Source organism: Phyllobacterium sp. SYP-B3895 (assembly GCF_009647635.1).
Taxonomy (GTDB): Bacteria; Pseudomonadota; Alphaproteobacteria; order Rhizobiales; family Rhizobiaceae; genus Phyllobacterium; species Phyllobacterium pellucidum.
The window spans coordinates 218,696-233,546 of sequence record NZ_WJIG01000003.1; the positions used below are offsets into that span (position 1 = coordinate 218,696).

The following is a 14,851-nucleotide window of genomic DNA, read 5'->3' on the forward strand; positions in this document are numbered from 1 at the left end:
TCGATGAACGATAGTCCCGTGCGCATGAAGTCGGTCGAACTCCTTTCTGATAACTGGGGCACACTGAAAAAATATACCTACGATATGGCCCGGCGCGACGGCCGCATCGAAGAGCACAAGCGCGAAGTCTATGATCGCGGCAATGGCGCGGTGGTGTTGCCCTATGATCCATCGCGTGGGACGGTGCTGCTCACCCGGCAGTTTCGCCTGCCGGCCTATGTGACGGGACACGATCCGATGCTGATCGAAGCCTGCGCCGGGCTTCTCGACGACAATGATGCTGAAACGACCGCGCGCAAGGAAACCGAAGAGGAACTCGGCTATCGCCTGCGCGACATCGAGCGTGTCTTCGACGTGTTCATGAGCCCTGGCAGCGTTACCGAGCGGCTGGTCTTCTTCGTCGCCGTCTACGACGCTTCGGACCGCATCTCTGATGGCGGCGGGCACGAGGGCGAAGGGGAGGACATCGAAGTTCTCGAGATGAGCCTCGATGATGCGCTTGCCCGGGTTGAGCGCCATGAGATCGTCGATGCCAAGACCGTCATGCTGCTCCAGCATGTCAAGCTCAGGGGCTTGATCGGCTAAATTGCCGGAAATCGATGCACGACCGCAACAAAATGTAACGGACTGTTTCAGTTCGTCATGATTTCGTTACAATTATGTTGACATAGAGCAGGTGCTTGGGCGAGTGATTGCCCAGCAATGCGAATTCATCTTGATGCGACGCAGGGGGCGTACGTCAGGGGACATAAATTGGCGGGACGCATCAATTCCAGTTTCTGAGAATCGAGCGCCAATAGGCATGGCAGCGCCAAGCGGACGACCGCGGCTGTTTACAATCTTGGTTAACCTTTAACTTTTAGGATTAACTTATGGGTAAACGGTATCTCTACGCACTTATTGCAGGCCTTTCACTTGTTGCTGCGGCCCAATCGGCGCACGCAATCGGGATAGCGGATTGTGAGAAACCGCAATCCGGCAAGGCCGAGGTGCGTTCGAACGCGGTTGATCCGACGCCTGACATCGATAAGAATACCGCTGCCGATGCCTGCTCGCAAAAAAGCAAGGCTATGCCAGCGATGCAGATCAAGGCGACGCCGGTCAATACGCTCACAACAGGTGGGGCCACGATCTTGAACAAGGCGATCAAGGGTGAAATCATTCCGCAAAGCGACGGCATGCTTCACGCCGATCTTCCATTCAAATACCGCATCTATCGTCCCGACGCGCCGAACGGCGATACGCTGGTTCTTCTCCATGGTTCTGGTCAGGATGAAACGAGCCTCGTTTCCTTCGGCGCCAAGATCGCGCCGAATGCTTTGCTCCTCGCCGTGCGCGGGCGTGTATTGCAAGACGGTTCCAACCGATGGTATCGCCGTCTCACCCCGATCAGCTTCGACCAGAAGGATATCCGCTCCGAGGCGAAGGCCTTTGCCGATTTCTTCAAGCAGGCCGCGCTGCAATACAAGATCGATCCGAAGCGCACGACCTTCCTCGGCTATTCCAACGGCGCGAACCTCGTCAACGCGGTGATGATGCTTTATCCGGACCTCGTCAAGCAGGCCGTGCTGTTGCGCTCGATGCCGGTTCTGACTGGATCGACCGAGGCGAACCTTGCCAATGCCCGCGTCCTGACGGTTTCAGGCGCCACGGACCAGCTTTATGCGCCTTATGCGCCGGCGCTCGAAGACATGCTGCGCTCGCACGGCGCCCGCGTCGAAGCCCGTTCGATCAAGTCGGACCATGGCCTCGGCAAGGAAGACGTCAAGGTCGTCAGCGAATGGCTGTCCGGCATGACGGCCCAGCTCAAAAAGAACTGATCTGCCCGAAACTCATCCTTGCATCTGGCCAGACAGTCGTTTATTTGTCTGGCCCATGAGAACGCGCCCGACCCACAAGTCCTTCGCCTTGTCCGCTTTTGCGGGCTTGACGAACCGCGCCTTCCTCCTTCCGCTTCTCCTCGACCTTATCGGCGACCGCCGGGCTCGTTGAGAGGAGCGTCCGGCGGTCGAAAGTGCCGCCAGGCTTCTGCTCCTTACCCTTTACAAGTCCGATGTAACGCTTAAAAAAGTGCCGAGATCGCTTGAAACTGTCGCGTATCCGGCCGGAAACGAGAAGCACAATGACCGATATGATCGCTCCGAGGAAACCGACCGCCGGCATGCCCAATGCCGGCAACAAGTACGAACCCTATCCGTTCGTTGAACTCACCAACAGGCAGTGGCCGTCAAAACGTATCGAAAAGGCGCCGATCTGGTGCTCTGTCGATCTGCGCGACGGCAACCAGGCGCTGGTCGACCCCATGGGCCATGATCGCAAGGTGCGTATGTTCGCGCTGTTGCTCGACATGGGCTTCAAGGAAATTGAAATCGGGTTCCCCTCCGCGTCCCAGACCGACTTTGATTTTGCCCGCTGGTGTGTCGAGGAGGGAAATGCTTCCGACGATGTGTCGCTGCAGGTCCTGGTCCAGTGCCGCCCCGAACTCATAACGCGTACGTTTGAATCCCTGGAAGGCGCGCACAAGCCTATCGTCCATTTCTACAATTCGACCAGCGAATTGCAGCGCCGGGTCGTCTTCAACAAGGATGTTCACGGCATCAAATCGATCGCGACCGATGCTGCCAAGATGATCACCGACATGGCTGCCAAAGCCGGTGGCGGCTACCGTTTCGAATATTCGCCGGAGAGCTTCACCGGGACCGAACTCGATGTCGCACTGGAGATATGCAATGCGGTGACCGAGATCGTCAGGCCGACGCCGGACAACAAGCTGATTATCAACCTGCCTTCTACGGTCGAAATGTCGACGCCGAACATCTATGCCGACCGGATCGAATGGATGTGCCGCCAGCTCGACAATCGCGAGAACCTGATCATTTCGCTGCATCCGCATAATGATCGCGGTACGGGCATTGCTGCTACGGAACTCGGCCTGATGGCTGGCGCCGACCGCGTCGAAGGTACGCTCTTCGGCAATGGCGAGCGGACTGGCAATGTCGACATCGTCACGCTCGCCTTGAACATGTTCACGCAAGGCGTCGACCCCGAGATCGACTGCTCGGACATAAACCGCATGAAGGAAGTCTACGAGTATTCCAACCAGCTCATCATTCCCGAACGTCACCCCTATGTCGGCGAACTGGTCTACACGGCTTTCTCTGGATCGCATCAGGACGCGATCAACAAGGGCATGAAGGCGATCAAGCAGGCCAACAAGACCCTGTGGGAGGTGCCTTACCTGCCGATCGATCCGCAGGATGTGGGCCGCAGCTACGAGGCGATCATCCGCATCAATTCCCAGTCGGGCAAGGGTGGCATCGCCTATATCCTTCAGGCCGATTACGGCCTCAATCTGCCGCGCGGCATGCAGGTGGAGTTCCGCGAGGACATCCAGCACATCACCGACGAGGAAGGCAAGGAGATGCCCTCGAAGCGGATCTACGACCGCTTCCAGGAACTCTATGTCGAGCAGCCGGACGCGCGTTTGAAGTTTGTCGACCACCACACCTATCCCGATACAGAGCGCAAGGGCATGCGTATCCTTTCCGCCGAAATCACGGATCGCGGCGAAACGAAACGGATCGAGGGGCGTGGAACGGGGCCGGTGGATGGCTTTATCGATGCACTGTCCCACTATCTCGGGATCAAGCTGTCGGTGGTGAATTATTCCGAGCACTCGCTGCAGCACGGGTCCGACGCAGCTGCCATCAGTTACATGGAAATCGAATATCCGGGCGGCAAGCTCTTCGGCGCGGGGATCAACAAGAACATCGTGACGGCATCCCTTGAAGGGATCATATCCGCTGCCAACCGCATCATCGGCAAATGAATGGAAGGGCCCCTCGGGCCCTTCACCCATTTCTGGGCACGCGATGCGGCAAGGGTACGTTTTTGATGCAATTGCCGCGACTTGTCGCTAAGGATTGGTAAAAATCGCCTCCTTGCCGGAAAACGCCGATGAATGAAATGCGCGAGAAGAGAACGACCGACGAACGCCGGCTGGCCGAAGCAATTCGGGGTGTTCAGATTGCGGCCGCGGATCGCGGCGATGTCGTCATCGACATGAAGGAAGCCGATCTGGCGCGAATCGAAATCCTTGCCGAGGATCTGAAGCCGGTCTTCGCTGATGTGCCTGCCGACGATCCGCAGTGGGACTTTGCCATTTCCAGGGGAGTGCAGCCGCGGCTCTGGATCGACGCTACCGCCCATGTGATGATGGCGCGCGATCGGCGCACCTATCGTTTCGTGCGCGATACGCGCCTTGGCCGGATCGTGCTCGCAGAATCACCCGAAGTGAAGCCCGTCTCCGAAGCGGTCACGACCTATATCGCCGAGCGTATCGTCGAGCGGAAGCGTCTGATGGAAGGCGAGCGGGTTTCTTTGCGGACGGAACCGAGTATCGACCCCGAAAATGCAATCCCGCGACCAGCGGAAATTACGGCTGCCGCCGCGCCGAGGACTGCCGGGTTGACCGTTGTCTTGATCGCGATCGTCTGCCTTGCTATCGGCGCGACAATCGGCGCAAGTGGCATGCTTGCCTACCTCTGGAGCCTGATCAAGCCAACTTACTGAGCCTCAAATCGCGGCCAGCACCTTGCCTACCTTAAGATTGTGCTCGCGGATCGTGCGGATTGTCGTTTGCGCATCGACGATGCCGCGCTCCACCATGGTGCACTCCCATCCGGCATTGGTCTTCGAGATCGTAAAAAGGTTGAAGCCCGCTGGTGGTTTGTGCTGTCCGAGCTCGAAACCCTGACTTGCGGCCGGCACGCAGACCACGGGGATTTCCCAGTCCGGTCCGTTTATCGTGTAGCGCGTCGCAAGATGCGTATGACCGTGGAGGACGAGTTCAGCGCCGTATTCAGCAACCGTTCGCTGAAAGAGACCGATCCCGAGCAGGCGCTTGTGCGAGGGAGCCGCGCCGCGAACCGGGGGGTGATGAATCATGATCACGCGGAAGAGGCCGCGCTTGCCGGTCTCGTCGAGAACCTCGCCGAGCTTGCGCGCCTGGCGTTCGCGAATGTCGCCCGTCGCCATGAAGGGGGCGGTCGCGCGGGCCGAGGAGACTCCAATGAGCGCCACGTCGCCGCGTACGCGAAGATACGGAAACTCGACAGGCTTGTTCTCTGCGGCTTCGATATCGCCGCGCATCCACGGCTGCCAAAGACGCCGTGCCTTCTTCAGCGCGCCGGGCACATAGGCATCGTGATTGCCGGGAACGACCGACACATTGGCCGGGTCGCCCAGCGTCCTCAGCCAGCGTTCTGCCGTCTCCAGTTCCTCATCCAGCGCCAGATTGACGAGGTCGCCGGTCACCGCAATGTGATCGGGCGTGTGCGCCTTGATATCGGCAACGAGCGTATCGAGCGTGCTGCCGGTCATCGTTCCCTTGCGGTTGGAACGCCAATTAATATAGCCGGTGATGCGCTTGGAGATCAGTTCCCGCAAGTTCGGTGCGGGAAGCGGCGATAAATGTATGTCTGAGATATGGGCAAGACGGAACATTTTTCAGCTTTAGGAGAGTATGACAGCTAAATCCAGTGGTAGAACGTTTCGCGCGAACGGCGCACCCGATAACAAAACAGTCGCGAGGTTAGACTGTTCCACCTGAAGAAGGAAAGAATGTCCGACAAGCGTTCCACCTGGCGCCACCGTGTGCTCCATGCCTATTTCCTGCTGCGACGCCCCATGACCCTCGGCGCCCGCGGGGTCGTCATCGATGAAAAAGCGCGTACGGTCTTCCTCATCCGCCACACCTATGTGCATGGCTGGCAGTTTCCGGGCGGCGGGGTCGAGACCGGTCACACAATGGAAGAGACACTCGCGAAGGAACTCATGGAAGAAGGCAACATCGAACTGACCGGCAGGCCAGAGCTCTTTGCGATCTATCACAATGCTCATGCGTCGAAGCGCGATCATGTTGCGCTCTACCTATGCCGGTCGTTCCGCCAGACAGCGCCCTTCACACCCAACCGCGAGATCGCCGAGGCTCGATTCTTCAGCCTCGACGACCTGCCCAAGGACACGACGCCTGCAACCCGGCAGCGCCTTGCCGAAATATTCGAGGGCGCGGAGATTCCGACCGCCTGGTAGCGGCCTCAGTCAGACGCCGACGCCTTCAACCGGTCGCGATCGTTCGGCGCGCCGTAATCGAGCGCCGGGCCGACAGGGATGATGCCGGTTGGATTGATTGTCCGGTGGCTGCCATAATAATGCGCCTTGATATGCAGGAGATTGACCGTCGGCGCGATGCCCGGCACCTGATAGAGTTCACGCGTATAGTTCGACAGGTTCGGATAGTCCGCGATGCGTTGGCGATTGCATTTGAAATGCCCGACATAGACCGGATCGAAGCGCAGCAGTGTCGTGAACAGGCGCCAGTCAGCTTCCGTCAGGCGGTCGCTGGTGAGATAGCGCTGTTTTGCAAGCTTCGCCTCGATTTGATCGAGTGCGCCGAAAAGCTGGGTGAAGGCTTCCTCATAGGCCTCCTGCGTGGTGGCGAAACCGGCGCGATAGACGCCGTTGTTGATGTTGGGATAGACGAGGGCGTTTACGGCATCGATTTCCTGTCGCAACGCCTCCGGGTAGAAATCCAGGGAGTGATCGCCGAAGGCATCGAATGCCGAATTCAGCATGCGGATGATCTCCGACGATTCGTTTGAGACAATCGTGTTCTGCTTCTTGTCCCAAAGCACCGGCACGGTCACCCGGCCCGAATATTTGGGATCGGCCCGCGTGTAGACCTGATGCAGATAGTCGTAGCCGAAAAGCTGGTCACCAGTCGCGCCATCCCGTTCAAGGAACGTCCAGCCTTCAGCACCCATGAAGTGGTCGACCACCGATACGGAAATGACATCCTCGAGGTGCTTCAGCGCGCGGAAGATCAGCGTGCGATGCGCCCAGGGACAGGCATATGATACATATAGATGGTAGCGTCCCGGCTCGGCCTTGAAGCCGCCGTGGCCGGACGGTCCGGCGCTTCCATCGGCTGTCACCCAGTTGCGAAATTGCGATTCAGTGCGAATAAAGCGTCCGCCGCTCTCCTTGGTGTCGTACCACTTGTCCTGCCATGCGCCGTCGATCAACAAACCCATCGTTTCAAATCTCCATTGGTTACTGAGCCTATAGCTGGCGCTGCAGGATTGTTAATTCAGCCCCCGGGTGGTGAACAGAGCGTAACTCTTCGACAGTGGGCTTTAGATTTTGGTTTACGTCGCGACAGATTGATGTTAGGCGAACGAAAAAGGAGAGATTTGTGGCAGGACTTCTGATCATCCGACGATGAAACCTGAACCGGCGCCTCGTGCGACGGACGCTCCTGTGCTGGCCAATGGCGATATTTGCCGAGGCGAACGACCACTCTCTTCAAAGAAATCCAACATGCTGAACCATGTCGTGACCTACGCGCCGGAAGAACCGGTGCACGATGCTGCAATCGAAGGCATCAACCGGGAAGCTTTCGGGCCGGGGCGGTTTGCCCGGGCGGCCTATCGCATTCGCGAGGGCGGACCGCATGATCGCAACCTCTCCTTCGTAGCGCTCAACGGCGAACACGTCGTCGCGTCGGTCCGGCTGACGCCCATCCGTATCGGCACTACCCCGGCGATGCTTCTCGGCCCGCTCGCCGTGCGGCCGGCATGGAAGAAACAGGGCATCGGCGCAGCGCTTATGCGCACCAGCATGGAAGCCGCGCGCGTTGCCGGACACAAGCTCGTCATCCTCGTTGGTGACGAGCCCTATTACGCGCCGTTTGGATTTCGTGAGATACCCGGCCACCGGATCGTATTGCCGGCGCCGGTTGATCCGGCGCGGTTCCTCGCTTGTGAGCTCGCACCAAGGGCTTTGCAGGATGTGGAAGGCAAGGTCATCCACGCCGCGATGGCAGGCCAGTAGCTTTACCTGCCTTCGCGGTACCACATGCCGCCAAGCACAAGCATCATGGCGGCAAGGCCAAGGAAGCCCGAGAAAAGCGGCAGGCGGGTGACGCTCTTCAGCACCGTCTCATTGGTCTGGCGCAGGCCGATCCAATTGTCGCCGCTGGCGCTTGCCGTGCCGCGCGAGGCAATGATGTTCGGTACCTCGATGTCGCTCTGATTGGCGGCCGCGCGCAGGCGGCGCGTCCCTCCGCCGGTTTCGCGGGCAAGCGGATCGAGTTTTGCCTGTGTCGAAACATTGTCGGTGAACTCCGGCGCATCGACGGGTCCAACATGGGCGAGCGTCGTCAGATCGCCATTGGCAACCTGGTAGAGCCCGATCTCATCGGTCGGTACGGAGGCGGTAAAGACGCCGGGCTCGGTTTCCGTCAGCGGAACCGATCGCGTCTTGCCCGACGGCGTGATGATATTGGCGGGCTCAGCCGTTTTTTGCATCGTCTGGCGATGAATTTCGAGATTGCGGCCATTGCCTGTTGCCGTCAGCGCCTCTTCCTCGAGGTCCGGCTCCTTCATTAGCCAATGCGCGATCCGGCGATAGAGCGCGGCATGCGGACCGCCGCCCTCGAAACCGCGCGCCCAGAGCCAACCCTGGTCGGACAGGAACATGCCGACCCGGCCATCGCCAATGCGGTTAAGTACCAGCAGCGGCCGGTCCCCCGCGTTCATGATGACCGAGCCTTCAGGTGGATTGACATCGATCACACGGAACCATCGGCTCCATGCCGGCGGTTCCTGCGTACTGCCTTCAAGCCCGCGCGTGACGGGATGACGTTTACCCTGGTCGCTGAGGCGCGGATAAAAGGCCTTTTCCTCAATATTGCCGGTTGGCGTGGCGGGAAGCACTGAAAGAAGCGGCGTGTTCGCAATCGACATCTGGCCGGCAAATTCCGGACCGGCTGCAATAAGCAGGGCTCCGCCCTTTTGCACATAGTCATTGATGTAGTCGTAATAGAGCAGCGACATCACATCGCGATGCTGGTAGCGATCGAAGATGATCAGGTCGAACTGATCGATTTTGTCGACGAAGAGTTCGCGCGTCGGGAAGGCAATCAGCGCGAGTTCCGGAAGCGGCGTCGAATCCTGCTTTTCGGGCGGGCGCAGAATGGTGAAGTGGACGAGGTCGACGGACGCGTCCGACTTCAGGAGGTTGCGCCAGGTCCGCTCGCCATTGTGCGGCTCGCCTGAAATCAACAGCACCCGCAGATTTTCGCGAATGCCGTCAACCATGGCGACGGCACGGTTGTTGACGCCCGTAAGCTCGCCGGGGATGGGATCCACGGTAATCTCGACTATATTGACCCCGGCGCGCGACAACGTCACCTCGAGCGGCATTTCCTCGCCGATGATGGCATCTTCGCTGCCGGTCTCGTTGCCATTGACACGCACATGGACGCGTGCGCTGCCGCCCGGCGCTTCGCCCGAAGCGGTGACCTTATAGGTCATCTGCTGCGGCTTTCCTGTCAGCCCGAAACGCGGCGCGCGCACGAACTGGATGCGCCGATCGATTTCATTTGGCACACCGGTGATCAGCCCATGAATGGGAGCATTGAAGCCAAGTCCCGCCTGGTTGGCCGGAATATCGTGGATCTGCCCGTCGGTGATCATGATCGCTCCGCCGACGCGCGAAGGCGGCACATCGCGCAGCGCTCCGTTCAATGCCCCGAACAAACGGGTGGAGGTGGCATCATCATTCTCGCTGGCACGGCCGGTCTCGACCGTGCGAACCTCGAATTGCGGCAGGCGTGCAAGCTCGGTCTGCACCTCCTTGAGCGCCGCGTCGGTATCTGCGCTGCGGTTGCCCAGATCCTGGCTCTGGCTGCGGTCGGCGATCACCGCAACGACGCTTTTCAAGGGATCGCGCTGCTCATTGACGACGATCGGATTGAGGAGGGCCATGGCGAAGGCGGCCAGTGCGACAAGGCGAAGGAGGCTCCCGCGTTGGCGAAAATAGATGCCCGCCAGCGTCAAGGCGAGCAATGGCACAAGCAGAATGGCAAGCAGTGTGGTCGAAAGCAGCGGCTGGAAATCGAGCGACAGGTACATGGCTAATTCCCCAGACGCTCAAGCAGGTCCGGCACATGCACCTGATCGGACTTGTAGTTGCCGGTAAGCATGTACATGACGATGTTGATCCCGGTGCGGAAGGCATAGGTGCGCTGCATCGGATCGTTGGGAATGGTCGGAAACATGGGCGAGCCACTGGCATCGATAGCCCATGCGCCGGCAAGATCATTGCCGGTAATCATGATTGGGGTCACGCCGTCGCCTGCGCGCACGGGCCGGTCCGACCTTGCCTCGGTGGAAAGAGACGCCTGCACCCAAAGCGGGCTGCCGCGGTAGCGGCCGGGGAAATCCTGCAGAATATAGAAGGACTTGGTCAAAACGTGGTCGCTGGGCACCGGCTCGAGCGGCGGAATGTTGAGGCCGGCAAGGATATCGCGCAATCGCTGGTTCGAGGGCGTGGTCGCGTTCTCGAAACTCACAGCCGCCGCATCCTGGTCGCGCGTGTCGAAGAGCACGGTTCCACCCTGCTGCATATAGGCGTCGATCTTGGCGATGGCTTCAGGCGATGGCATGCGCGCAGCCGCATCAACCGGCCAGTAGATGAGCGGATAGAAGGCAAGCTCGTCCGTTGCCGGATTGACGCCGACCGGCTCGCCAGGCTCCAGCGCCGTGCTGTCGGCGAGCGCCCGCGAGAGCCCGGCAAGACCGGCCCTGCTGATATCGTCGACCGCACTGTCACCGGTGATCACATAGGCAAGATGGGTGGCGTTTACCGCCTCGATGATGGCCTCGTCGCCGGGCTTGCTGTCGTTTTGCTGCGCATGCGCAGGCGAAGGAGCGATCGCAAAGAGAACGGGTATGAGCAAGATCGCGAGCGAGGCAGCCACCGTGCGATAGCGGCGGCGCAGATGGCCTCCGAGCCAGAGTATAGCCAGAGCATCGGCGATCAGCAGCAATGCTGCCAGCGCGAAGAGCGGGCCGCGCAGCGGCAGCGATTCGTCGACGGCGTAACGCGCCGTGGTGACCGGAAATGACATATCGGGTCGGGCCAGCGGCTTGATCTCCCCATCGGGCCGGAAAAGGTTGAGTGCCGACATCGCGTCTTCCACTCCGTAGAAGCCGGGAGGATTGTCGAAACTCACCTGCGGTGTTTCACCTGGCTTGGTGATCAATGGCTTTGCGTCACCTGTGGGCGGCATGAGCCCGCCCTCGGCATTGAGGATGAGGTAGGGCGGCAAGGCCCGGGACGCGCTGGCGCCGTTGCCATTTGCTGCCGGACCTGCATTGCGCGAAAGGGCAACAAGGCGGTGCAGCATATCGACGAAGCTGCCGCTGATCGGCAAATTCGACCAGGTCGCCTCGGGCGTGACATGAAACAGCACCAGCTGTCCACGCTGTCGCGTTTCACCGGTAACAAGCGGTGTCCCGTCGGCGAGGTTGGCCCAGCTCTTGTCATAAAGGTCCGAGGACGGCTCGGCGAGGACCTGCCGCGTTACCGTCACGTCCTGCGGGGTCGGCAGACCGGCAAAGGGACCGTTGTCCGGGAACGCCGCGACTGGCTGCGATTCTTTCCAGGAAAGGGCGCCGCCAAGCGAGCGCTCGCCCTTGCGCAGCGTGACCGGAAGCAGGGGATCTTCGTCGCTGCCGGCAAGGCGGGGGCCGGCGAAGCGGATCAGTGTGCCGCCATTATTGACCCAGTCGGAAAGCAGGCGCTCGGTATCGGGCGGCAATTTGCCGATATCCGCCATGATCACGACCGATGGCTTTTGTTCGAGCAATTCTGGAACGGCGCGCACGAGTTCGGCATTGCGTGGCCGCAGGAGATCGGCAAAGGGCTCAAGCGCCCTTGAAATGTAGTAGAGCGGAGAAAGCAGGGGCTGCGACAGATCCGCATCCGATCCTGAAAGCAACGCAACGCGGCGGCGCTTGTTATTGTCGTCGATGAGGAAAGTCGCACCGGCTTGCGCCGTCCCGTCGATGCGCAGCGTGTGAAAATCGTTGCGCAGCTCGTACGGCGCATTGATGACCGCTTGCCCTGTCGCTTCTCCTGCGGAGAAAACCAGACCGGTCTCGGCGATGCGCCGGCCCTTTTCATCGAAGGCGCCGATGGTGACTGCGCCCTGTCCACGGTCATTGCTCGGTCGCACCGCATGGACCGTCAGTCCATTTGCACTGTTTTCGGCCTGGCGGATGGCGGAGATGGTGCTGATCGATGGCTGATACCAGATCATCGATGCGATTTTTGCATCCTGCAGCGATTTCAACGCAGCATCGGCAGCTGGCGTATCTATACCGTCATTGAGATAGGCGATGCGGGTTCCTGAAACGTCAGCAAGCGCGGTTTTCAACCGGGCGAATGCGGCCGCACGATCGACCGGGATCGGCCGCACGTTCAAGGCGCGCACGCGCTCGAGCGCGGTGGTCGCGTCGAATGGTCCGATATCCGTGTTCGCTCGTTCGGCCGTCCCGAGAATGTAGATCAGTGCGCCCGAATTAGCCGCATCGCCGATAAGGCGTTCCGCGGTCTCCTTGCGCGCCGGCCATTCCTCATTCGAGGACCAGCCATTGTCGAGAACGATCGCGACAGGTTCCTTGCCGGTGAGCGTTTCCGGACGTGGGTTCCACACCGGCTCCGACAAGGCAAGGATGACGAGGGTTGCAAGCAGGAGCCGCAGCAGCGTCAGCCACCACGGGCTCTTGTTCGGCGTCTCTTCCTTTTTGAGGAGTTGAGCCAGGATCCTCAAGGGCGGAAAGATTTCGCGTATCGGACGGGGTGGCGTCACCCGAAGCAGCCACCAGATGACCGGAAGGGCGATCAATCCTGCAAGAATCGCCGGAGCGCCAAAGGCGAGGGGAAGCGCATTCATGCGACGCCTCCGCCTTGATAGCCGATCTTGGCGGTCATGTTCATATGCACCGTCACAAGCGCCTCGGAAGCGAGGCGATCAGTGCGATTGATTGTGTAGCTCCAGCCGATGCGCTTGCAATAGGCGCTCAAGGTCTCGCGGCGGGCATAAAACAGATTGCGATAATCGCTGGCATAGTCCTCGGCCCGTCCGAAAGTGAGTGAAGCGCCCGTCTCGGGGTCGACAAATTCGGTGCGGCGCCTGTAGGGAAAGTCTTCCTCGGCCGGATCGTAGATCTCAATGAGATGCGCGCGCGCGCCGACATGAGCGAGCTTCTGCAGGGTTTCGAGCGTTTCTTCGACCGGCTCCAGGAAATCGCTGACCAGCACCACATCCGAGAAACGGCGCACCCTGTCGAGATCAGGCTTGGCCGGCAAGTTGGCGGCGTGGGAGAGGAGGGTTGCCAGGCGCTCGGCGCCATTGCGTGCCGAGGATGGGTCGGAAATATCGGGATAGGCAATGCGTTCGCCACTGCGCGAGAGCAATTCCGTCAATGCGAGCACCATTACCAGCGCGCGCGACTCCTTCGAGACCTGGGCCTGTTCGGATTTGAACAGCATCGATGGCGAAGGATCGGCCCAAAGCCAGACGGTGTGGGCCGCCTCCCACTCCTGGTCGCGGATGTAGGTGCGATCATCGCGGGCGGACCTGCGCCAATCGATGCGCGAGACGGCCTCGCCGTCAGTGTAGGGGCGAAATTGCCAGAAGCTCTCACCAACGCCGCTCTTGCGACGACCGTGCCAACCGGTATTCACCGTATTCAAAATGCGATGGACCTCGACGAGGAGGTCCGGCAGCAAGGCGGCACGTTGACGGGCGCGCGCAAGCGCGTCGCCTGTCTCGGTTCGCCGGACTTGCGTGCCGATTGCTGCCATCAGAGGGCAACCTTGGTCACATTTGCGATCACATCGCGCACGTTCATGCCATCGGCGCGGGCCGCAAACGTCAAGGCCATGCGGTGCTGGAGGACAGGTTCGGCGAGCGCCTTGATATCATCGACCGATGGGGCGAGACGGCCGTCATAAAGGGCGCGGGCGCGGGCGCAGAGCATCAGCGCCTGGCTGGCGCGGGGACCCGGTCCCCAGGAGATGAACTTCCTGGCAATGTCGTTGTCGGCGCCGGGGCGCGCCGAGCGGACGAGAGTCAAAATGGCGTCCACCACGCCTTCGGGAACCGGCATGCGGCGGATCAATTGCTGCATCTCGAGAAGACGTTCGGCGTCGATCACCCGAGCCGCGGAAGCCTCGGAGGTCCCCGTGGTCTCAAGCAGCACGCGGCGCTCCGCTTCGAGCTCGGGGTAAAGAATGTCGATCTGCATCAGGAAGCGGTCGAGCTGAGCCTCGGGAAGCGGATAGGTGCCTTCCTGCTCCAGCGGGTTCTGGGTCGCGAGCACGTGGAAGGGGCGTGGCAGGTCGTGCCGTTCGCCGGCGACAGTCACGTGATATTCCTGCATGGCCTGGAGCAGCGCCGACTGGGTACGCGGCGAGGCGCGGTTGATTTCGTCGGCCATGAGAAGCTGGGCGAAGATCGGACCTTTGACATAACGGAAGTAGCGCTTGCCGTTGTCGTCCTGCTCCATGATCTCGGAGCCGAGAATGTCGGACGGCATCAGATCCGGCGTGAACTGGATGCGGCGGTCGTCCAGTCCAAGCACGGTTCCGAGCGTCTCGACCAGCTTGGTCTTGGCAAGGCCGGGAACACCGACGAGCAAGGCGTGTCCGCCGGCAAGAAGGGCGACGAGGGTGCGCTCGACGACGCTCTCCTGGCCGAAGATGACAGTCCCGATGCCGTTCCTGATCTTGGCGATATCGGCCAGCGCTTTCTCGGCCTCGGCGACCATCGCCTTTGGATCGGACGCCACCTCTGGTTTAATCATCGTCATCGATTTACCTCGCCGCTGGTATATGTGCAGAGTCTTTCTTAAATCACTCCAAGTCACTATGACATGTGAAAAGACTCTAAATCACTATGACATGCTGACAAGCGGTCCAACGGTGACTATTTCGT

At 60.3% G+C, this 14,851-nt stretch carries 12 protein-coding genes; 6 read left to right on the plus strand and 6 right to left on the minus strand.

Annotated features, from left to right (window positions below; translation table 11 throughout):
• Nucleotides 1-3: 3 nt before the first annotated feature.
• The 4 genes from GF108_RS13630 to GF108_RS13645 all read left to right on the plus strand — a co-directional run bounded on the left by GF108_RS13630 (nucleotide 4) and on the right by GF108_RS13645 (nucleotide 4,572).
• The gene (locus tag GF108_RS13630; RefSeq protein ID WP_153668421.1) at nucleotides 4-585 is read left to right on the plus strand and encodes an NUDIX domain-containing protein; all 582 of its coding nucleotides are present in this window, start codon (nucleotides 4-6) and stop codon (nucleotides 583-585) included.
• Between the two features lie 287 nt (nucleotides 586-872).
• A complete protein-coding gene (locus GF108_RS13635) occupies nucleotides 873-1,820 on the plus strand; it encodes an alpha/beta hydrolase (RefSeq protein WP_246663954.1) in 948 nt (315 codons plus the stop codon).
• 302 nt (nucleotides 1,821-2,122) lie between these two features.
• Nucleotides 2,123-3,829, plus strand: coding sequence for a 2-isopropylmalate synthase (gene leuA / locus GF108_RS13640; RefSeq protein WP_172982641.1), 1,707 nt, complete (start codon nucleotides 2,123-2,125; stop codon nucleotides 3,827-3,829).
• Between the two features lie 128 nt (nucleotides 3,830-3,957).
• On the plus strand, nucleotides 3,958-4,572 hold the full coding sequence (locus GF108_RS13645; RefSeq protein ID WP_172982642.1) for a hypothetical protein: 615 nt from the start codon (nucleotides 3,958-3,960) through the stop codon (nucleotides 4,570-4,572).
• A 3-nt stretch (nucleotides 4,573-4,575) separates the two neighbouring features.
• Here GF108_RS13645 and GF108_RS13650 read toward each other — a convergent pair whose 3' ends face one another.
• Nucleotides 4,576-5,505 carry a metallophosphoesterase gene (locus GF108_RS13650; protein WP_153668422.1) on the minus strand — a complete coding sequence of 310 codons (930 nt, stop codon included), beginning with the start codon at nucleotides 5,503-5,505 and terminating at the stop codon, nucleotides 4,576-4,578.
• Nucleotides 5,506-5,622: 117 nt separating this feature from the next.
• Here GF108_RS13650 and GF108_RS13655 point away from each other — a divergent pair, with 117 nt between their 5' ends.
• Nucleotides 5,623-6,093 (plus strand): NUDIX domain-containing protein, encoded by a 471-nt coding sequence (locus GF108_RS13655; RefSeq protein WP_153668423.1) that lies wholly within the window; start codon nucleotides 5,623-5,625, stop codon nucleotides 6,091-6,093.
• Between the two features lie 5 nt (nucleotides 6,094-6,098).
• Here GF108_RS13655 and GF108_RS13660 read toward each other — a convergent pair whose 3' ends face one another.
• Nucleotides 6,099-7,094 carry a glutathione S-transferase family protein gene (locus GF108_RS13660; RefSeq protein ID WP_153668424.1) on the minus strand — a complete coding sequence of 332 codons (996 nt, stop codon included), beginning with the start codon at nucleotides 7,092-7,094 and terminating at the stop codon, nucleotides 6,099-6,101.
• 286 nt (nucleotides 7,095-7,380) lie between these two features.
• Between GF108_RS13660 and GF108_RS13665 the strand changes: the two genes are divergently transcribed.
• Nucleotides 7,381-7,893 carry a GNAT family N-acetyltransferase gene (locus GF108_RS13665; RefSeq protein WP_153668425.1) on the plus strand — a complete coding sequence of 171 codons (513 nt, stop codon included), beginning with the start codon at nucleotides 7,381-7,383 and terminating at the stop codon, nucleotides 7,891-7,893.
• Between the two features lie 2 nt (nucleotides 7,894-7,895).
• On the opposite strand, the gene GF108_RS13670 is transcribed toward GF108_RS13665, so the two are convergent.
• From GF108_RS13670 to GF108_RS13685, 4 genes are read right to left on the minus strand one after another with little or no spacing between them, the layout of a single operon-like run.
• On the minus strand, nucleotides 7,896-9,971 hold the full coding sequence (locus tag GF108_RS13670; RefSeq protein WP_153669441.1) for a hypothetical protein: 2,076 nt from the start codon (nucleotides 9,969-9,971) through the stop codon (nucleotides 7,896-7,898).
• Between the two features lie 8 nt (nucleotides 9,972-9,979).
• A complete protein-coding gene (locus GF108_RS13675; protein WP_153668426.1) occupies nucleotides 9,980-12,805 on the minus strand; it encodes a DUF4159 domain-containing protein in 2,826 nt (941 codons plus the stop codon).
• The gene (locus GF108_RS13680; protein ID WP_153668427.1) at nucleotides 12,802-13,719 is read right to left on the minus strand and encodes a DUF58 domain-containing protein; all 918 of its coding nucleotides are present in this window, start codon (nucleotides 13,717-13,719) and stop codon (nucleotides 12,802-12,804) included. Before GF108_RS13680 ends, GF108_RS13675 begins: the two co-directional genes overlap by 4 nt.
• On the minus strand, nucleotides 13,719-14,726 hold the full coding sequence (locus tag GF108_RS13685; protein WP_153668428.1) for a MoxR family ATPase: 1,008 nt from the start codon (nucleotides 14,724-14,726) through the stop codon (nucleotides 13,719-13,721). The genes GF108_RS13680 and GF108_RS13685 overlap by 1 nt, the downstream gene beginning before the upstream one ends.
• Nucleotides 14,727-14,851: the final 125 nt, after the last annotated feature.